We start from the raw sequence: 18,385 nt of genomic DNA on the forward strand, positions 1-18,385 counted from the left end.
CGTCCGGCGTGTGTGAGTCGAGGAGAGTGCAGTGCAGGTAGGGCCTTTGGCGGTCGGCACGCTTGCCGAATGGAGCCCGCAAGCGGGCAAGGCGATCCTCTGGCAGCCGTCGGCGGTCGCGCTCGAGGCGGCCGCGGCCGCCCCGATCAGCGACGTGCCCGTCAGCTACATGCAGGCGCAGCACATCCGCGGCTACGCCGACCAGAAGGCCCAGGGCCTGGACTACTCGCGGCTGATGATCGTCAGCTGCGACGCGCCAGGGCACTGCGACGTCCGCGCGATGAGCTACGTCATCAACTCCCACCTGCGTAGGCACGACACCTACCGCAGCCGGTTCGAGATGATGCCGGACCGGACGATCGTCCGGCGCACCATCACCGACGTCGCCGACATCCAGTTCGTGCCGAAGCGGCACGGGGAGCTGACGCTCGAGGAGGCGCGCGACCTCGTCGTCAGCACGCCGGATCCGTTGCAGTGGGACTGCTTCCGCTACGGCATCGTCCAGGGCGACGACCACTTCACGTTCTTCGCGAGCATCGACCACGTGCACGTCGACGCGATGATCGTCGGGTCGACGCTCATGGAGTTCCACATGATGTACCTCGCGCTGGTCGGCGGGAACCCGCCGCTGCCGTTGCCGACCGCGGGCAGCTACGACGCGTTCTGCGTCAAGCAGCAGGCGTTCACCGACGGGCTGACCGCCGACTCGCCGCGGGTGCGGAAGTGGACGGACTTCGCCGAGGCCAACGCCGGCAGCATGCCGTCCTTCCCGCTGCCGCTGGGTGATCCGTCGGTGCCCGTCGACGCCGACATCGTCACGATGCGGATGATGGACGAGCACCAGACCGCCCGCTTCGAGCAGGCCTGCACGGCGGCGGGTGCCCGCTTCATCGGTGGTGTGCTGGCCTGCAGCGCGCTCGCCGAGCACGAACTCACCGGCACCGACACCTATTACGGGCTGACCCCGAGCGACACCCGCAAGACCGAGATCGACGTCATGACACAGGGCTGGTTCACCGGGCTGGTGCCGATCACGGTGCCCATCGCCGGATCGGCGTTCGGCGACGCCGCCCGTACCGCCCAGGTCGCCTTCGACACCGGCCTCGACATGGCCGAGGTGCCGTATGACCGGGTGCTCGAACTCGCACCGCACCTCCGCAAGCCGCGGCCCGACTTCCCGGTGGTCAACTTCCTCGACGCGGGCACCGCGCCGCTGTCGGCGCTCCTGACCGCCAACCTCGACGACCTGAACATCGGCATCTACAGCGACGGCCGGTACTCCTACCAGCTGTGCGTGTACGTGATCCGGGTGGAGAAGGAGACCGCAGTCGCGGTCATGTTCCCGGACAACCCCGAGGCGCAGGCGTCGGTCCAGATCTACCTCGAGGCGTTGAGGTCGGTATTCGAGCGCGTGGCCGTGAGTGGCCACTGGCGCAATGTCGCCTGAGCGGTCCGCCGCCAGGTCGACTCAGTCACTGGGAGTTCAGCCATCTTCGGTCGGATAGGCGGGTTCGTCGCGCGATGGCCCGTGTTCGTCATCGCGTTCTGGGCCGTGTTGGCTCTGGCGCTGCCCCTGACCATCCCGTCGCTGACGGAGATGTCGGAGCGCAACCCGATCGCCGTCCTGCCCGCGGACGCGCCGTCGACCGTCGCGACGCGCGAGATGACCGAGGCCTTCAAGGAGGCCGGGTCCGAGAACGTGCTGGTGGTGCTCCTCACCAACACCGACGAGGGCAAGGCGCTCACCCCCGACGACGAGCAGGTCTACCGCAAGCTGGTCGACCGGCTCCAGGACAACCAGCGCGACGTGGTGATGCTGCAGGACTTCGTCAGCACGCCGCAGCTGCGGGAGACGTTGTCCGGCAAGGACGGCAAGGCATGGATCCTGCCGATCGGGTTGGCCGGTGAACTCGGCACCCCCGAGGCGTACGGCGCGTTCGAGCGGGTCTCCGACATCGTCGACCGGACCGTCGCCGGCACCGACCTCAAGGCCAACCTCACCGGACCCGCGTCCACCGTCGCGGACCTGACCGCCGCGGGCGCCGCCGACCGACTGCCGATCGAGCTGGCGATCGCGATCCTGCTGCTGATCATCCTGATCGTCGTCTACCGCAATCCGGTGACGATGTTCCTGCCGCTCATCACGATCGGGGCGTCGCTGTTGGCCGCGCAGGGGCTGGTGGCGCTGGTGTCGCTGCTGACCGGCCTGGCCATCTCCAATCAGACGATCGTGCTGATGAGCGCGATGATCGCCGGCGCGGGAACCGATTACGCGGTCTTCCTGATCAGCCGCTATCACGACTACGTGCGACTCGGTGAGGAGCCGGTGCGCGCGGTCCGCCACGCCATGGTGTCGATCGGCAAGGTGGTGGCGGCGTCGGCGGCCACCGTCGGCGTCACGTTCCTCGGCATGGGCTTCGCGAAGCTCGGCGTGTTCTCGACCGTCGGCGTCGCGCTGGCCATCGCGATCGCCGTCGCATTCCTGGCCGCGGTGACGCTGCTGCCCGCGATCCTCGTGCTGGCCGGTCCGCGCGGCTGGGTGAACCCGCGCGCCGAGCGGATGTCGCAGTTTTGGCGGCGCATGGGCATCCGCATCGTGCGCAGGCCGAAGGCGCACCTGGTGGGCAGCCTGGTGATCCTGCTCGCGCTCGCCAGCTGCGCGAGCCTCGCGAACTTCAACTACGACGACCGCAAGCAGCTGCGCGACAGCGCCGAGAGTTCGATCGGGTATGCGGCGCTGGACCGGCACTTCTCGGTCAACCAGACCATCCCCGAGTACCTGTTCATCCAGTCGTCGCAGGACCTTCGGACGCCCGGTGCGCTCGCCGATCTGGAGCAGATGGCGCAGCGCGTCAGCCAGGTGCCCGGCGTCGCGATGGTCCGCGGCGTCACCCGGCCCACGGGCGAGTCGCTCGAACAGGCCAGGGCCACCTACCAGGCCGGCGAGGTGGGCAACCAGCTCGGCGCGGCGTCGTCGGGCATCAACGGACGCTCTCGCGACCTGAACGTGTTGGCTTCGGGCGCCGATCAGCTCGCCGACGGACTCGGTGACGCCCGCGGGCAGATCAACAAGGCCGTCGGCGGCGTCAAGGGTCTGGTGGACTCGCTGCAGTCCATCCAGAGCGTGTTCGGCGGCGGCATGTCCCTCGGCTCGCTGGGCGACTCCGCGAAGCTCATCAAGAGCATGCGCTCGCTCGGCGACCTGACCGAGCGGATCTTCGGCAACCTGACGGTCGACTTCGCGTGGATCGACCCCGTGATCGCGTCGTTGGACGCCAGCCCGATCTGCAACGCCAACCCGGTCTGCGTGACCGCCCGCGGGCAGTTCTACCGGTTGCAGGCCGCCCGTGACGACGGGTCGCTGGATCGGCTAGTGGCGCTCGGCAGGCAGTTGCAGGCGGCGGGGCCGCTGGACAAGCTGTCGTCGACCATCGAGGGGCTGACCACGTCGCTCGAGTCGGCGACGGGGTCGCTGCGGAAGCTTGGCCTGACCGATGCCCGCAGTGCCCGCAGTCAGATCGCGACCGTGCAGAAGGGCGCCAACGACCTCGCCGGCGCCAGTCGCCAAATCGCGGACGGTGTCACGCTTCTCGTCAACGAGACCAAGCGGATGGGCATCGGCCTGAGCCAGGCATCGAGCTTTCTGATGGCGATGGGGCAGGGCGCGACGCAGCCGTCGATGGCCGGCTTCAACGTGCCGCAGCAGGTGCTGGAGACCGACGACTTCAAGCAGATCGCGCGGATCTTCATCTCGCCCGACGGGCATGCCGCGCGGTACTTCATCCAGACCGACCTGAACCCGTTCAGTACGCAGGCGATGGATCAGGTGAACCAGATCCTCGAGACGGCGCGTGGCGCGCAGCCCAACACGTCGCTCGCCGACGCGAAGATCTCGATGTCCGGGTATCCGGTGACGCTGCGCGACACCCGCGACTTCTACGACCGCGATCTGCGCTTCATCATCGTCGTGACGATCGCCGTGGTGCTGCTGATCCTGATGACGCTGCTGCGGGCCGTCGTGGCGCCGCTGTACCTGGTGGGTTCGGTGATCGTGTCCTACCTGTCGGCGGTGGGGCTCGGCGTGCTGGTGTTCCAGTATCTGCTCGGCGACGAGTTGCATTGGAGTGTGCCAGGTTTGGCGTTCGTGGTGCTCGTCGCCGTCGGGGCGGACTACAACATGCTGTTGGCGTCCCGATTGCGCGACGAGGCGCCGCACGGCATGCGCTACGGCGTGATCCGCACGGTGCGGTCGACGGGTGGCGTGATCACCGCGGCCGGGCTGATCTTCGCGGCGTCGATGTTCGGCCTGCTGTTCTCGAGCATCGGGACGGTGATCCAGTCGGGCTTCGTGATCGGCGTGGGCATCCTGCTGGACACGTTCATCGTCCGCACCATCACCGTGCCGGCGATCGTGACGCTGATGGGGCGGGCGAGCTGGTGGCCGGCGAAGCCGTGGCTGTCGAAGGCCGCGTCCGAGGTGCCGCCGCCGGAGAAGCCGACAACGGTATTCGACAAGGTCTGACGCTGGGGTTGCGGGCTGCGTCCGGCGCGTCAACGGTTGATGACGCACCCGGGTGCACACGTGCTCTGGGCGGGGGCGGCCCACGCGTCGAGATAGCGCTCAGGCGACGGAAGTGCGAGTGACGGTGTCGCTCAGCGCTATCTGGACGCGCGCGGGCTGCGTTCTGCCCGTCAGCCGAGCACTGTGTCTCCCCGGCGCGTCAACGAATGATGACGCGCCCAGGTGCACAGGTGCTACGGGCGGGGCGCCCCACGCATCGAGATAGCGCTGAGGTGGCGAAAGTGCGAGTGACGGTGTCGCCCACCGCTATCTGAACGCAGGAAAGCTCAGGGCAGCGGGCCGATGATGTCGCGAGCCGTGGCGAACGCGCCCTCGATCGTGCCGCGCGTCGCCGGATCGAGGATGCCGATCGGATCCATGCCGCGCACGGGGTCCACCGACACCGGCCGCGCCATCGGGTTGTCGTAGCGCGAGTAGCCGGAATCCACCATCGGCTGGAGCACGCTGTCGATCTGGTCGACGAAGCCCGTTGACATGCCCAGGTAGCGCAGGGGCAGCGTCAGCGGCAGGTGGTTGACCGGGATCAGATACGTCGTCTCGGTGGCGCCCTTGGAGTTGACGGTGGTCCGAATGTTCTGCGGCGGAACGTCTCCGGGACCGGTGAACGCCGCGGGCGTGTGCACGATGGCCGACGCCGCGAAGGCGTTGATGCCCGCGACCAGGTTGTCGGGGCGGTCCGGGTAGTCGGCCAGCCCGTCGTACGTCGCGACGACCTTGTTCTGGTCGTACTGCGAGTCGACGCGCTGCGGCACCGTGTAGTCGATGAACGGGATGTAGTCGCCGGGCTTGAACAGGCCGGTCAGGAAGCTCTGCCCGAAGCCGTGATGGCCGATCGGGTTGCCGATCTCGGTGAACGTCAACTGGTCGCGCGGCGGCGCCTTCGGATCGTTGGCGAGTCGCACCATCTCGCCGTCCAGGCCGAGCGTGCCCTGCGACAGACCTACGACGGCGGTCGGCTTGCCGCCGTTGCCCGCGAGCGCCCGGTCGAGGTTCTTGCTGGCGATCGTGGCGGCCTCGCCGATGCTCTCGGTGTCGCGCTGGCTACCGGCCGGCAGGAACATGTCGGGCACCCAGCTGAACGGCGCACCCGCCGGGTAGTCGACGAGGTTGCGCTGCGCGTTCGGGAAGTACTCGGCACCGGCGCGATTGGTGTAATCGGCCCACGGGATGCCCGGCGCGCGTGCACCGCCGAGGGCGTACACCTCCTGCGCGGGCGCGGCCTGGCCGACGGGGGCAGGTGCGGGCGGGAAGATGGGATCGATCCAGCGCGGATCAGCGGCCGCGATTCCGGTTCCGAGTCCGCCGGCTGCGCCGACGACGCCCACCGTGACCACACCGGCGAGTAGACGCCTCATCAGCCGAAATCCTCCAGGTCCGCGAAACTAGGGATCGTTCCGCGCATTTCGGGCTCCAGGCTACTGCACTCCGACCACAGGCGCCGGGGTGCATCCGGTGTCAGATCCCTGCCAATCCGACGCCGATAATGACGCTGCCGAAGATCGCGAGCAGCACGGCGACGTCGCGGCGCCGACGCGACCGGATCCAGTCGTTCAGCGACGACATCGCGGCCAGCGTCCGCTGCGGCGCCACCAGGTAGGCGATCAGCGGGATCTCGACGAGTGCGAACGCCACCACGTGGAACACCAGCAGCGCGGTCAGCTGCGTCGTCGCCGACGCCCCCGCCGCGAGGATGACGGCCAGCACCGCCAAGTAGTCGATCGACGGCAACGCGATGCCCAGCCCCGCCGCGCCCGCCACCCACAGCGAACCGCCGTCGGTGAGCCGCCGCGTCAGTCCGGCGAACCGGCCGGGCGCAGCGGGGTCGGTGCCTCCGCGCCGCCGCGTCACCGCCAGCACCGCCGCGGTCACCAGGCACAGCGTGCCGATGACGATCTGCACGGTGGGCAGCGTGAACTCCGAGGCGCCAGGCAGCCGGGGCCGCAGCGCGAACAGCACGATCAGCCCGACGGTCAGCCCCATCGCGTAGCCACCGCAGAGGAACGCGAACATCTGCCGCACCGGCCGCGGCCGGTTGAGCATCAGGACGGACAGTCCGATGCGGAACGGCTCGAGGCTCACGGCGACGGCCATCACCAGCAGCGTGATCCACATGGGATGGGCGGTGACGTCCTAGGCGCTCAGGTGACTAGGTGCTCAGGCGTCCAGGCGGGCGAACTGCTCGCGCTGGTACTGCAGGACACAGGCCGCGCGACGCACCTTGCCGCTCGTCGTCGTCGGAATGGTGCCGGGCTGCACCATCACCAGGTCGGCGACGTTGAGGCCGTGCGACCGCGAGATCGCCGAGGTGACGTCGTTGCGCACGGAGGTGAGCTTCTCGGTCACCTCCTCGGCGGAGTCGCCGCGCTTCTTCATCTCGATGATCGTGACGAGCTTCTCGGCGGCGTCCACCGACACCGAGATCGCCGCGACGCGACCGCCGGTGATCTCCTGCACCGTGGCCTCGATGTCCTCGGCGTAGTGGTTGCGGCCGCGCACGATGAGCAGGTCCTTGATGCGGCCGACGATGAACAGTTCGCCGTCGGACACGAAGCCCAGATCGCCGGTGCGCAGCCACGGTCCCTCGGGGGTGCCGGGCGTCGGGTCGACGATGGTCGCCTGGAAGGTGCGCTCGGTCTCCTCGGGCTTGTTCCAGTAGCCGGACGCGACGTTGTCGCCCCTGACCCAGATCTCGCCGACGGTGCCGTCGCCGCACTCGACGCGGGTGTCCTGGTCGACGATCCGCACCAGCGGGGACTTGGTGACGCCGTAGCTGAGCAGTTCGCTGCCGGTACCCGACGGCACGCGCTCGGCGACGCCCTCGGCGAGCTTGTCGGTGTCGAAGTCGACGAGGACGGGATCGCCGCTGGTCTCGCGGGTCGCCACGTAGACCGTCGCCTCTGCCAGGCCGTAGGACGGCGTCATCATGCGATCGGCGAAGCCGAACTTGCCGAACCGGTCGACGAAGCGCTTGAGGGTGGCCGGGTGCACGCGCTCGCTACCGCTGACGATGGTCAGGACGTTGGACAGGTCGTAGCCCACCATGTCCTCGTCGGTCGTCCGCTTGACTGCCAGCTCGAACGCGAAGTTCGGGCCTGCCGTGTACACGTGCGGGTAGGTGCCGAGGGCCTGGATCCACCGTGCCGGTCGCGCGAGGAACGCCAGCGGGCTGGTGATCTCGGTGCGGAACCCGCCGAGGATGGGCGCGATGACGCCGAGCATCAGCCCCATGTCGTGATAGAAGGGCAGCCACGACACGATGGTGGTGTCGGGCGGCGCCATCCCGCCGAGTTCGGGGAAGTAGTCGGCCATGAGCTGCTCGAAGTTGGCCGTCAGGTTGAGGTTGGAGATCATCACGCCGGCGGGCGTGCGGGTGGACCCCGAGGTGTACTGCAGGTAGGCCGTCGCCGGCGGCTCCTTCACCCGCGGGCCCGAGCCGTTGCGGGCGTCGAGGTCCAGCGCGTCGACCGCGATGACCGCGGCACCCGGGCAGGACTCCGCGACGTATCCGGCGACGGTCTCGACCAGGGCGGCGGTGGTGAGGACGACGGTGGGTGAGGTATCGGCGAACACCGCGCCAACGCGCTCGTCATGCGAGCCGACCGACGGCACCGACAGGGGTACCGCGATCAGCCCGGCCTGCATGGCGCCGAGGAACGCGACGATGTAGTCGAGTCCCTGGGGGAGCAGGACCGCGGCGCGGTCGCCGACGGTGCCGTGCTCGGCCACCGCGGTCGCCACGTTGATGGTCCGGCGGAAGGCCTGCGACCAGGTCAGCGTGGAGGCGACGCCGTCCCAGTCCTGGTCGTAGTCGGTGTAGCGGAACGCCGTGTCGTTGGGCTGTACACCCGCTCGTTCGCGCAGCATCGTGAGAAGGGACGGCTTGGGCATGCGCGACAGGTTACCGGTCGGTCACCCCGCGCGTGCCCCGTGGATCGGCGGCTCGTTTCTTTGCCACGTTGCGTTCATCGAGATTCCGACTCTGGCGGCGACGTCGGTCGAGGGGGATCATGAGAGGTTGGTGGACGGCAGCGACCGCCGTCCGTGGACACCCGTCACGATGAAGAGGCCATGAGCAGTACCGATATCAGTCCGGCGTCCCTACGCGAGGCGTTCGGCCACTTCCCGACCGGTGTCATCGCGATCGCCGCCGAAGTCGACGGGGTCCGGGTGGGGCTCGCGGCGAGCACGTTCGTGCCGGTGTCGCTCGACCCGCCGCTGGTGTCGTTCTGCGTGCAGAACACGTCCACCACGTGGCCGAAGCTGGTGGACCTGCCGGCGCTCGGCATCAGCGTGCTCGGAGAGGCGCACGACGCCGCCGCCAAGACCCTGGCCGCGAAGACCGGTGATCGGTTCGCGGGCCTCGACACGGAGTCGCGCGACAGCGGCGCGGTGTTCATCCACGGCACCAGCGTGTGGCTGGAGAGCGCGATCGAGCAGCTCGTCCCGGCCGGCGATCACACGATCGTGGTCCTGCGGGTGCACGACATCGTCGTGCACGAGGACGTTGCCCCCATCGTGTTCCACCGCAGCACGTTCCGCCGACTGGGTGCCTGAGCGGGTCTAGGGGCGGGCGCCGAGTTCCTCGCGGTAGTGCGCGACGCGTTGCTCGATCTCGGCCGCGTCGTCGGGGCGTCCCTCCTTGCGGGCCAGCTCGGCCCGGGCGGAAAGTTCGCGGATTGCTGTGCGAATGCTGTTGACGCTCTTCGTTTCTGCCGTACTCACGGGCCTGTCCTTCCTGTTGATTCGGTGTTTCTTGCGAGCGTACGCCGAATTGACGCCGACTACAGGGGGCTCGAAGGGCCCAGTTCCGTGGACCGTCTCGGGACGAAGTGGCACGGCCCGAAAAACGAAACCGGCGCGGCCCCAGTGGGGCCGCGCCGGTGACGACTACTCGACGGCCTACCGCCTGAAGAGCTTGTTGCCGAGCCACACGACGGGGTCGTACTTCCGGTCGGCGACGCGCTCCTTCATCGGGATCAGCGCGTTGTCGGTGATCTTGATGTGCTCGGGACACACCTCGGTGCAGCACTTGGTGATGTTGCAGTAGCCGAGCCCGTGCTCGTCCTGCGCTTCCTCCGCGCGGTGGGCGTGCGTGTCGAGCGGATGCATGTCCAGCTCGGTCATCCGCATCAGATAGCGGGGTCCGGAGAAGTTCTCCTTGTTCTCCTCGTGATCGCGCATCACGTGGCAGACGTTCTGGCACAGGAAGCACTCGATGCACTTGCGGAATTCCTGGCTGCGGTTCACGTCCTCCTGCTGCATCCGGTACTCACCGGGCTGCAGGTCCTTCGGCGGGGTGAACGACGGGATCTCGCGCGCCTTCTCGTAGTTGAACGAGACGTCGGTGACGAGGTCGCGCATGACGGGGAACGTCCGCAGCGGCGTCACCGTCACGGTCTCGTCCTCGCCGAACGTCGACATCCGCGTCATGCAGAGCAGGCGCGGGCGGCCGTTGATCTCCGCGGAGCACGATCCGCACTTGCCGGCCTTGCAGTTCCACCGCACGGCGAGATCGCCCGCCTGGGTGGCCTGTAGGCGGTGGATGATGTCGAGCACCACCTCGCCGTCGTTCACCTCGACGGTGTAGTCCTTCAGTTCTCCGCCGGTGTCGTCGCCGCGCCAGACTCGCAGGCTCGCGTCGTATGCCGCCATGGTTCAGCCCTTCCGTTGCGGATGGTCGTGCAGTTCTTCGTCGGTGTAGTACTTCTCGAGTTCCGACAGCTCGAAGACCTCGAGCAGGTCCGGCCGCATGGGCGTCTGCTCCTCACGGGTGACGGTCACCTCGGGTGCGACCGCCTCGGTGCCCACGCCGTCGTTGACCGTCTTGCAGACCAGCAGCGCGTTGCGCCACTTGTTGTCCATCTGCGGGTAGTCGTCGCGGGTGTGGCCGCCGCGGCTCTCGGTGCGCTGCAGCGCCGCCTTGGCGACGCACTCGCTGACCAGCAGCATGTTGCGCATGTCGATCGCGAGGTGCCAGCCGGGGTTGAAGACCCGGCCGCCCTCGACGGTGACGTTCAGGTAGCGCTGCTTGAGTTCGTCGATCTTGGCGAGGACTTCCTGCAGTTCGTCCTCCTTGCGGATGATGCCCGCGAGGTCGTTCATCGACTGCTGCAGTTCCGCGTGCAGCGTGTACGGGTTCTCGGGGTTCTCCTTGCGCTCGAACGGCACCAGCGCCAGCGTGGTCGCCGCGTCGAGGTGGTCGTCGGTGACCTTGGGCCGGTCCGACAGCGATCGCACGTAGTCCGCGGCGCCCATCCCGGCGCGTCGGCCGAAGACGAGGAGGTCCGACAGCGAGTTGCCGCCGAGGCGGTTGGAGCCGTGCATGCCGCCCGAGCACTCGCCGGCGGCGAACAGGCCGGGGGTGGCCGCGCCGCCGCTGTCGGGATCGACCTCGATGCCGCCCATGACGTAGTGGCAGGTCGGCCCGACCTCCATCTCGTCCTTGGTGATGTCGACCTCCGCCAGCTCGATGAACTGGTGGTACATCGACGGCAGGCGTCGCTTGATCTCCTCGGCGGGCATGCGCGAGGCGATGTCGAGGTAGACGCCGCCGTGCGGGGTGCCGCGGCCTTCCTTCACCTCGGTGTTGATGGCGCGCGCCACCTCGTCACGGGGAAGGAGGTCGGGGGTGCGGCGCGCGGAGTCGTTGTCCTTGAGCCACTGATCGGCCTCTTCGGGCGTCTCGGCGTACTGCCCCTTGAAGACGTCGGGGATGTAGTCGAACATGAACCGCTTGCCCTCGGAGTTCTTCAGCACTCCGCCGTCACCGCGCACGCCCTCGGTGACCAGGATGCCCTTGACGGACAGCGGCCAGACCATGCCGGTGGGGTGGAACTGGATGAACTCCATGTTGATCAGGCCGGAGCCGGCGCGCAGCGCGAGCGCGTGGCCGTCGCCGGTGTACTCCCAGGAGTTCGACGACACCTTGAAGGACTTGCCGATGCCGCCGGTGGCCAGCACGATCGCGGGCGCCTCGAACACGACGAACTTGCCGGTCTCGCGGTAGTAGCCGAAGGCGCCGGCGATGCGGTCGCCGTCCTTGATGAGGTCGGTGACCGAGCACTCGTGGAACACCCGGATGCGGGCGTCGTAGTCGCCGAGTTCCTTGAAGTCCTCCTGCTGCAGCGACACGATCTTCTGCTGCAGGGTGCGGATGATCTCCAGGCCGGTGCGGTCGCCGACGTGCGCGAGACGCGGGTAGGTGTGCCCGCCGAAGTTGCGCTGGCTGATCTTGCCGTCCTTGGTGCGGTCGAACAGCGCGCCGTAGGTCTCCAGTTCCCACACCCGGTCGGGAGCCTCCTGCGCGTGCAGTTCGGCCATCCGCCAGTTGTTCAGGAACTTGCCGCCGCGCATGGTGTCGCCGAAGTGGACCTGCCAGGAGTCCTTCGTGTTGACGTTGCGCATCGCCGCCGCGCAGCCGCCCTCGGCCATGACGGTGTGGGCCTTGCCGAACAGCGACTTCGTGACCACCGCGACGCGCAGTCCGCGCTCGCGTGCCTCGATCACCGCGCGCAGTCCCGCGCCGCCGGCGCCGATCACGACGACGTCGTACTCGTGCCGCTCCACCTGAGCTTCGTCCGAAGCCATCTAGTTCATCCTCGCTTGATCGTGTATTGAGTTGTCAGCCAATGAATCTGAGGTCGGAGATCGTGCCGCTCGCGACCAGCATCACGTAGAAGTCGGTGAGCATCAGCGTGCCGAGCGTGATCCACGCGTACAGCTTGTGCCGGGTGTTCAGGGAACTCACCTTGGTCCAGAACCAGTACCGGATCGGATGCTTGGAGAAGTGCTTCATCCGCCCACCCACGACGTGGCGGCAGGTGTGGCAGGACAGCGTGTACACCCACAGCATCACGACGTTGACGACCAGGATGACGTTGCCGAGACCGAAGCCGAAACCGCCGGGGCCGTCCTCGGAGTGGAACGCCTTGATCGCGTCCCAGGTGTTGATCAGCGAGATGATCGCCGCGATGTAGAAGAAGTAGCGGTGCAGGTTCTGCAGGATCAGCGGGAAGCGCGTCTCGCCGGTGTAGTGGGCACGCGGCTCGGCCACGCCGCACGCGGTCGGCGACTGCCACACGGAGCGGTAGTAGGCGCCCCGGTAGTAGTAGCAGGTGATCCGGAACAGCAGCAGGAAGGGCAACGACAGCAGCGCGTACGGCAGCAGCGAGAACGGGCCCGAGGTGGGCAGGAACTGCGGCCAGAACTCACTGGCCTCGCCGCACGCCTTGCTCAAGCAGGGGGAGTAGAACGGCGTGAGGTAGTGGTACTTCTCGACGAAGAAGTCGTCGCGCATGAACGCCCGCACCGTCGCGTAGATGACGAAGGCGGCGAACCCGAGGTCGGTGATGATCGGCGAACGCCACCACTGGTCGGTACGCAGGGTGCGCTCGGGGATCTGCGCTCGCGTCGGGGAGAAGACGCCGGTGCCCTTGCGGTCATCGGTGGGTGCGCTCACGTACTTTGCCTCACTGTAGTTCGAATGCGTCCCGGGGGACCTTGGGTGTCAGTCGAAGGGCGACGTGAGGGGCCCCTCGTCGTCCACGTCCTGCCAGAAGTCGCTGGCGTACTGCGTATCCGGGATGCCGATCTTCTCGCCGACGTGGTGATGGGTGTGTACTACCCCACGCGAGAGGTCTAATTCCTCGGCATCGATGTCGAGACGATCGATGTCGTTGAGGATGCGTTCCGCGTCGTTGACGATGCGGCGCATCGCCGGTGTGTCCCCGTAGCGTGATGCGAGCGAGGTGACGCAGCGACGCATGCCGCTGATCAGTTCGTGGAGCTGGTCGAGTTCCGTGGTCGTGGACAACGGGATGACCTCCTTGGGCTGAAGGGTGTCGGGAATCACATTACGCAAGCGATGCTAGCCACATCACCCTGTTCGGAGTGACACGGATCACGTTACTGACTGGAGGAGACAGAGTGTCGAAGCAGGAATTCACGCCGGACCTGAAGGAGCGCGCGGCCGCGTTGCTGGCCCTGCACGTGCCCGGCACGCCGGTGGTGCTGCCCACGGTGTGGGACGCGTGGTCGGCGACGCTCGCCGTCGACGCGGGGTTCAGCGCGCTCACCGTCGGCAGCCATCCGGTGGCCGATTCGATCGGCAAGGAGGACGGCGAGGGCATGTCGTTCGACGACCTCCTCGCGCGGGTCGCGCAGATCACCGGCGCGGTGGACGCGCCGCTGTCGGTGGACGTCGAGTCGGGCTACGGCGAGTCGCCGGAGCGGATCGTCGACGGTTTGCTGTCCGTCGGCGCGGTGGGGCTGAACATCGAGGACACCGTGCATTCCGAGGGCAAGCGGATCCGCTCGGCGGAGGACCACGCCGCCCTCATCGGCGGTCTGCGGGCGGCGGCCGACGCCGCCGACGTGCACGTGGTGCTCAACGCGCGGACCGACCTGTTCCTGCGCCAGGACGGCGACGAGTCCGACCGCTTCGATCGTGCGGTGTCGCGCCTGCAGCTCGCGGCCGACGCCGGCGCCGACAGCCTCTACCCGGTGGGCCGGCACGACGACGACACCTACCGCAGGCTCGTCGAGGCACTGCCGCTTCCGGTGAACGCGATCGCGATCCCGGATCAGGACGACCCGTCCCGGTTCGGGCCGCTCGGCGTGGGCCGGATCAGCTTCGGTCCGTTCTGGCAGGCGGCCCTCGCGGTCCGCGCCAACGAGATCCTCGGCCGCTGGAACTAGCGGTTCACCCGCCGTTGGGCGGCGCTGGCTAGCATCCGGCGCGTGGACGACGACGGGCCCAGCGGCAGCTGGGTGGACCATGACGACCTGATCTGGGCGGCGGGGCTGGCGGCGCTGCTGCTGGTCGCCCTGTTGGTCTGGGCGGTGCTGCGGATGTCGACGGACGTCGCCGAGCGCGACGGCCCGTCGTCACCCGGGATCGCAACGACGACGTCCGCGGGGACGTCGTCGACGGTTCGCACCGGGTCGTCCACGACGAGCTACCCGGTGCCGCGCCCGGAGACCAGCGAGCCGGCGGTCGCCCCGCCGCCACCGCCGACCGGCTCATCCGAAAGCGCTGCGCCGCAACCGGAGTCGCCGACGCCGACGACGATCTACAACCCGTACGCGCCCACTACGACGGTCCCCTCGGCGGGCAGCGTCTGAGGTCAGGTGAACGGGCTGATGACGTCGCGGACCAACTGCGCGACGTTGGTGCCCGGATCGCCGTCGGGAAAGCTGACGGTGGCCAGCACGTTGCCGCCGGCGTCTCGAAGTTGCCGTCCGCGCGGCCCTGATGGGTCGACGAGGTGACCAGGATGATGCCGGTGGCTCCGGCCTTCTTCGCCAGGGGCACCGAGAACCGCGCGTTCTGCACGGTGCTGTTGGCGCGGTCCTCCACGAGAATCCGGCTCGCGGGCATGCCGAGCAGCATCAGCGTGTCGCGCATGGCCCCCGCCTCGGACTGGCCGTTGCGCGGATTTCCGCCCGTGACGATGACGGGCGACTGCGGAAAGAACTGCGCGACGGCCAATCCCGTGAGGACGCGGGTGTAGAGGATGGGCCGCATCGCGCCCTGGTCGGTGAGTCCGTAGCCGAGGATGACGATCGCCGGCTTGCGGAAGTCCTTGCCCGCCGGCTGGGCCGAGGCCGTCGCGGGGGATCCCGCCGGTGAGGCGCTGCCGAAGAACGTCGCCACGGCCAGGAGGGCGGCGGCTGCCGAGGTCTTCCAACGCACGAGGTCTCCACGATCTGCGGGGCGGATGGTGTCGGTGTTACTGACGTTGTCATCGATTACGGGCTGGCCGGTGTTACCGACGAGGCGGTTCCGTCTTCTCACGAGCGTCCGCCGACGGTGGTGAGGACACCGTGATGGTCGTGTCACACGACGCGACACGGTGGCAACGTCGGCTCCCTACCTTGTGGTCATGCGCGCATCGAAACGCGTCGTGGTCATCGGCCACGGCATGGTCGGACACCGCTTCGTGGAAGCACTTCGGGCCCGCGACGAGTCGGACGAGTGGCACGTCGTCGTACTCGCGGAGGAGGCCGACGCGGCCTATGACCGGGTGGGGCTGACCGGCTACACCGAGCACTGGGACCGGTCGAAGCTCGCGCTCGCCGGCAACGCCTACGCAGGTGACGACCACGTCGAGCTGATCCTGCGCGACGCGGTCACCCGCATCGACCGGGCGGGCCGTCACGTGACGACGGCGCTGGGCCGCCGCGTGGCGTACGACGCGCTGGTGCTGGCCACCGGGTCGTACGCGTTCGTGCCGCCGATTCCCGGCCACGACCTGCCGAACTGCCACGTCTACCGCACCCTCGACGACCTGGACGCGATCCGGGCAGGCGCCCTGGCCGCCCGTGCCACGAAGACACCCGTCGGCGTGGTGATCGGCGGCGGTCTGCTGGGCCTCGAGGCGGCCAACGCGCTGCGGGACTTCGGGCTGTCGACGCAGGTGCTCGAGATGTCGCCGCACCTGATGGCCGCCCAGCTCGACGGGGCCGGCGGCGCCCTGCTCAACCGGATGATCCGCGGCCTGGGCATCGAGGTGCACACCGGCGTCAGCACCGAGAGCATCCATCCGATCCAGAAGAACAAGCCCCTGAAGAAGTCGCGCAACGACGACTCGGTCCGCGTGACGCTCAACGACGGCAGCACCATCGACGCCGGCGTGGTCGTGTTCGCCGCCGGGGTGCGGCCGCGGGACGAGCTGGCCCGCCACGCCGGTCTCGACATCGCCCAGCGGGGTGGCGTGCTGACCGACCGCTCCTGTGTCACCAGCGATCCCGACGTGTACGCGATCGGCGAGGTCGCGGCCATCGACGGCCGCTGCTACGGCCTGGTCGGACCGGGGTACACCAGCGCCGAGGTCGTCGCCGACCGGTTGCTCGGCGGCGAGGCGGAGTTCGGCGAGGCCGACATGTCCACCAAGCTCAAGCTGCTCGGCGTCGACGTCGCCAGCTTCGGCGACGCGCAGGGCCGCACGCCCAACTGCCTCGACGTCGTGGTCAACGATCCGGTCAAGCAGACCTACGCCAAACTGGTGCTCTCCGACGACGCGACGACCCTGCTGGGCGGCATCCTGGTCGGCGACGCGTCGGCCTACGGCGTGCTGCGCCCGATGGTCGCCAGCGAGCTGCCCGGTGACCCGCTGTCGTTGATCGCCCCTGCGGGCAGCGGTGATTCGCCCGGCCTGGGCATCGGCGCGCTGCCGGACATCGCGCAGATCTGTTCGTGCAACAACGTCACCAAGGGCGATCTCAAGGACGCCATCTGCGGCGGCTGCACCGACGTGCCCGGCCTGAAGAAGTGCACCCTCGCGGGCACGTCGTGCGGATCGTGCGTCCCGCTCCTCAAGCAGCTGCTGGAGGCGGAGGGCGTCGAGCAGTCGAAGTCGTTGTGCGAGCACTTCTCCCAGTCGCGCGCCGAGATGTTCGAGATCATCGGCGCGACCGAGATCCGGACGTTCTCGGGGCTGATCGAGAAGTTCGGCACCGGCCGGGGCTGCGACGTGTGCAAGCCGGTGGTCGCGTCGATCCTCGCCTCGACCAGCTCCGACCACATCCTCGACGGCGAACAGGCCTCGCTGCAGGACAGCAACGACCACTTCCTGGCCAACATCCAGAAGAACGGCAGCTACTCGGTGGTGCCGCGGGTGCCGGGCGGCGACATCACCGCCGAGCAGCTGATCCTGATCGGCGAGGTGGCCAGGGACTTCGGGCTCTACACGAAGATCACCGGCGGCCAGCGCATCGACATGTTCGGCGCAACCGTCGACCAACTGCCCGAGATCTGGCGCCGCCTCGTCGAGGGCGGCATGGAATCCGGTCAGGCCTACGGGAAGTCGCTGCGGACGGTGAAGAGCTGCGTGGGCAGCGACTGGTGCCGGTACGGTCAGCAGGATTCGGTGCAGATGGCGATCGACCTGGAGCTGCGCTACCGCGGCCTGCGGGCCCCGCACAAGATCAAGATGGGCGTCTCGGGGTGCGCTCGGGAGTGTGCGGAGGCGCGTGGCAAGGACGTCGGCGTGATCGCCACCGAGACCGGCTGGAACCTCTACGTCGGCGGCAACGGCGGCATGACGCCCCGGCACGCCGAGCTGCTCGCCGGCGACCTCGACGACGAGACGCTGGTCCGCTACGTCGACCGGTTCCTGATGTTCTACCTGCGCACGGCCGACCGGCTGCAGCGTACGGCGCCCTGGGTCGAGGCGCTCGACGGCGGCATGGCGCACCTGCGCGACGTCGTGGTCAACGACTCCCTCGGCCTGGCAGCGGAATTCGAGGCGGCCGTCGAGCGTCACGTCGACGGGTACGCGTGCGAGTGGAAGGGCGTCCTCGACGACCCCGACAAGCTGTCGCGCTTCGTGTCCTTCGTCAACGCGCCCGACGAGGCCGACCCGACGATCGAGTTCGAGAAGCGGTCCGGTCGCACGGTACCCATCGGCATGCCCACACTTCCCGTCCGACAGGAGATCTCGTGACACTGCTCGACGATCGCAACCACGTCGGCGTCTGGACGGCCGCCTGCGACTACTCGCACCTGATCCCGTGCCGCGGCGTGGGGGTGCTGCTCCCCGACGGCAGCCAGGCCGCCCTCTTTCGGCTCGACGACGGGTCGCTGCACGCCGTCGGCAACGTCGACCCGTTCTCCGGCGCGGCGGTGATGTCGCGTGGCATCGTCGGCGATCGCGGCGGCCGGCCGTGCGTGCAGACGCCGATCAAGAAGCAGGCGTTCGCGCTGGCCGACGGTCAGTGCCTCGACGATGACGACGTGTCGCTGCCGGTGTACCGCACGCGGGTGACCGACGCCGGCGTGGTGGAGATCGCCGCCCGCTGAAC

The 18,385-nt window shown here is 68.5% G+C and carries 15 protein-coding genes and 1 pseudogene; 7 read left to right on the plus strand and 9 right to left on the minus strand.

Annotation, left to right across the window (positions count from 1 at the left end):
• Nucleotides 1–31 precede the first annotated feature (31 nt).
• Complete coding sequence (locus tag AC1MEY_RS25520) at nucleotides 32–1,447, plus strand: condensation domain-containing protein (protein WP_480228132.1); 1,416 nt, start codon at nucleotides 32–34, stop codon at nucleotides 1,445–1,447.
• An 81-nt stretch (nucleotides 1,448–1,528) separates the two neighbouring features.
• Entirely contained in the window at nucleotides 1,529–4,522 is a 2,994-nt protein-coding gene (locus AC1MEY_RS25525) for an MMPL/RND family transporter (RefSeq protein ID WP_480228133.1), read from the plus strand.
• 326 nt (nucleotides 4,523–4,848) lie between these two features.
• On the opposite strand, the gene AC1MEY_RS25530 is transcribed toward AC1MEY_RS25525, so the two are convergent.
• The 3 genes from AC1MEY_RS25530 to AC1MEY_RS25540 form a co-directional block, all read right to left on the minus strand.
• Nucleotides 4,849–5,937: a PE-PPE domain-containing protein gene (locus AC1MEY_RS25530; RefSeq protein WP_480228134.1), complete on the minus strand. Its 1,089-nt coding sequence runs from the start codon at nucleotides 5,935–5,937 to the stop codon at nucleotides 4,849–4,851.
• Nucleotides 5,938–6,037: 100 nt separating this feature from the next.
• Nucleotides 6,038–6,694: a GAP family protein gene (locus AC1MEY_RS25535; protein WP_480228135.1), complete on the minus strand. Its 657-nt coding sequence runs from the start codon at nucleotides 6,692–6,694 to the stop codon at nucleotides 6,038–6,040.
• A gap of 42 nt (nucleotides 6,695–6,736) precedes the next feature.
• Nucleotides 6,737–8,470, minus strand: a complete 1,734-nt coding sequence (locus AC1MEY_RS25540; protein ID WP_480228136.1) for an AMP-binding protein — start codon at nucleotides 8,468–8,470, stop codon at nucleotides 6,737–6,739.
• A 180-nt stretch (nucleotides 8,471–8,650) separates the two neighbouring features.
• Here AC1MEY_RS25540 and AC1MEY_RS25545 point away from each other — a divergent pair, with 180 nt between their 5' ends.
• Nucleotides 8,651–9,136 carry a flavin reductase family protein gene (locus AC1MEY_RS25545; protein ID WP_480228137.1) on the plus strand — a complete coding sequence of 162 codons (486 nt, stop codon included), beginning with the start codon at nucleotides 8,651–8,653 and terminating at the stop codon, nucleotides 9,134–9,136.
• A gap of 6 nt (nucleotides 9,137–9,142) precedes the next feature.
• Here AC1MEY_RS25545 and AC1MEY_RS25550 read toward each other — a convergent pair whose 3' ends face one another.
• The 5 genes from AC1MEY_RS25550 to AC1MEY_RS25570 all read right to left on the minus strand — a co-directional run bounded on the left by AC1MEY_RS25550 (nucleotide 9,143) and on the right by AC1MEY_RS25570 (nucleotide 13,394).
• On the minus strand, nucleotides 9,143–9,304 hold the full coding sequence (locus tag AC1MEY_RS25550; protein WP_480228138.1) for a hypothetical protein: 162 nt from the start codon (nucleotides 9,302–9,304) through the stop codon (nucleotides 9,143–9,145).
• Nucleotides 9,305–9,481: 177 nt separating this feature from the next.
• The gene (locus AC1MEY_RS25555; RefSeq protein ID WP_480228139.1) at nucleotides 9,482–10,234 is read right to left on the minus strand and encodes a succinate dehydrogenase/fumarate reductase iron-sulfur subunit; all 753 of its coding nucleotides are present in this window, start codon (nucleotides 10,232–10,234) and stop codon (nucleotides 9,482–9,484) included.
• Nucleotides 10,235–10,237: 3 nt separating this feature from the next.
• Complete coding sequence (locus tag AC1MEY_RS25560) at nucleotides 10,238–12,169, minus strand: fumarate reductase/succinate dehydrogenase flavoprotein subunit (protein WP_480228140.1); 1,932 nt, start codon at nucleotides 12,167–12,169, stop codon at nucleotides 10,238–10,240.
• Between the two features lie 34 nt (nucleotides 12,170–12,203).
• Nucleotides 12,204–13,040: a hypothetical protein gene (locus tag AC1MEY_RS25565; protein WP_480228141.1), complete on the minus strand. Its 837-nt coding sequence runs from the start codon at nucleotides 13,038–13,040 to the stop codon at nucleotides 12,204–12,206.
• Nucleotides 13,041–13,088: 48 nt separating this feature from the next.
• Nucleotides 13,089–13,394, minus strand: a complete 306-nt coding sequence (locus AC1MEY_RS25570) for a hypothetical protein (protein ID WP_163796425.1) — start codon at nucleotides 13,392–13,394, stop codon at nucleotides 13,089–13,091.
• 113 nt (nucleotides 13,395–13,507) lie between these two features.
• Here AC1MEY_RS25570 and AC1MEY_RS25575 point away from each other — a divergent pair, with 113 nt between their 5' ends.
• Both AC1MEY_RS25575 and AC1MEY_RS25580 read left to right on the plus strand, forming a co-directional pair.
• Entirely contained in the window at nucleotides 13,508–14,278 is a 771-nt protein-coding gene (locus tag AC1MEY_RS25575) for an isocitrate lyase/PEP mutase family protein (protein ID WP_480228142.1), read from the plus strand.
• A gap of 42 nt (nucleotides 14,279–14,320) precedes the next feature.
• On the plus strand, nucleotides 14,321–14,704 hold the full coding sequence (locus AC1MEY_RS25580) for a hypothetical protein (protein ID WP_480228143.1): 384 nt from the start codon (nucleotides 14,321–14,323) through the stop codon (nucleotides 14,702–14,704).
• Between the two features lie 2 nt (nucleotides 14,705–14,706).
• Here AC1MEY_RS25580 and AC1MEY_RS25585 read toward each other — a convergent pair.
• Nucleotides 14,707–15,302, minus strand: a pseudogene (locus AC1MEY_RS25585) (YdcF family protein).
• A gap of 163 nt (nucleotides 15,303–15,465) precedes the next feature.
• Between AC1MEY_RS25585 and nirB the strand changes: the two are divergent.
• Nucleotides 15,466–18,027 (plus strand): nitrite reductase large subunit NirB, encoded by a 2,562-nt coding sequence (nirB, locus tag AC1MEY_RS25590; protein WP_480228144.1) that lies wholly within the window; start codon nucleotides 15,466–15,468, stop codon nucleotides 18,025–18,027.
• Nucleotides 18,024–18,383 carry a nitrite reductase small subunit NirD gene (gene nirD, locus AC1MEY_RS25595; RefSeq protein ID WP_480228145.1) on the plus strand — a complete coding sequence of 120 codons (360 nt, stop codon included), beginning with the start codon at nucleotides 18,024–18,026 and terminating at the stop codon, nucleotides 18,381–18,383. The genes nirB and nirD overlap by 4 nt, the downstream gene beginning before the upstream one ends.
• Nucleotides 18,384–18,385: the final 2 nt, after the last annotated feature.

It is taken from the genome of Mycobacterium sp. PTI7, from assembly GCF_056679845.1.

Bases quoted from the DNA above. Each gene is read 5' to 3' on its own strand.
- AC1MEY_RS25530 (WP_480228134.1), bottom strand. From the start codon at position 5,937: ATGAGGCGTCTACTCGCCGGTGTGGTCACGGTGGGCGTCGTCGGCGCA.
- AC1MEY_RS25535 (WP_480228135.1), bottom strand. From the start codon at position 6,694: ATGTGGATCACGCTGCTGGTGATGGCCGTCGCCGTGAGCCTCGAGCCG.
- AC1MEY_RS25540 (WP_480228136.1), bottom strand. From the start codon at position 8,470: ATGCCCAAGCCGTCCCTTCTCACGATGCTGCGCGAACGAGCGGGTGTA.
- AC1MEY_RS25545 (WP_480228137.1), top strand. From the start codon at position 8,651: ATGAGCAGTACCGATATCAGTCCGGCGTCCCTACGCGAGGCGTTCGGC.
- AC1MEY_RS25555 (WP_480228139.1), bottom strand. From the start codon at position 10,234: ATGGCGGCATACGACGCGAGCCTGCGAGTCTGGCGCGGCGACGACACC.
- AC1MEY_RS25560 (WP_480228140.1), bottom strand. From the start codon at position 12,169: ATGGCTTCGGACGAAGCTCAGGTGGAGCGGCACGAGTACGACGTCGTC.
- nirB (WP_480228144.1), top strand. From the start codon at position 15,466: ATGCGCGCATCGAAACGCGTCGTGGTCATCGGCCACGGCATGGTCGGA.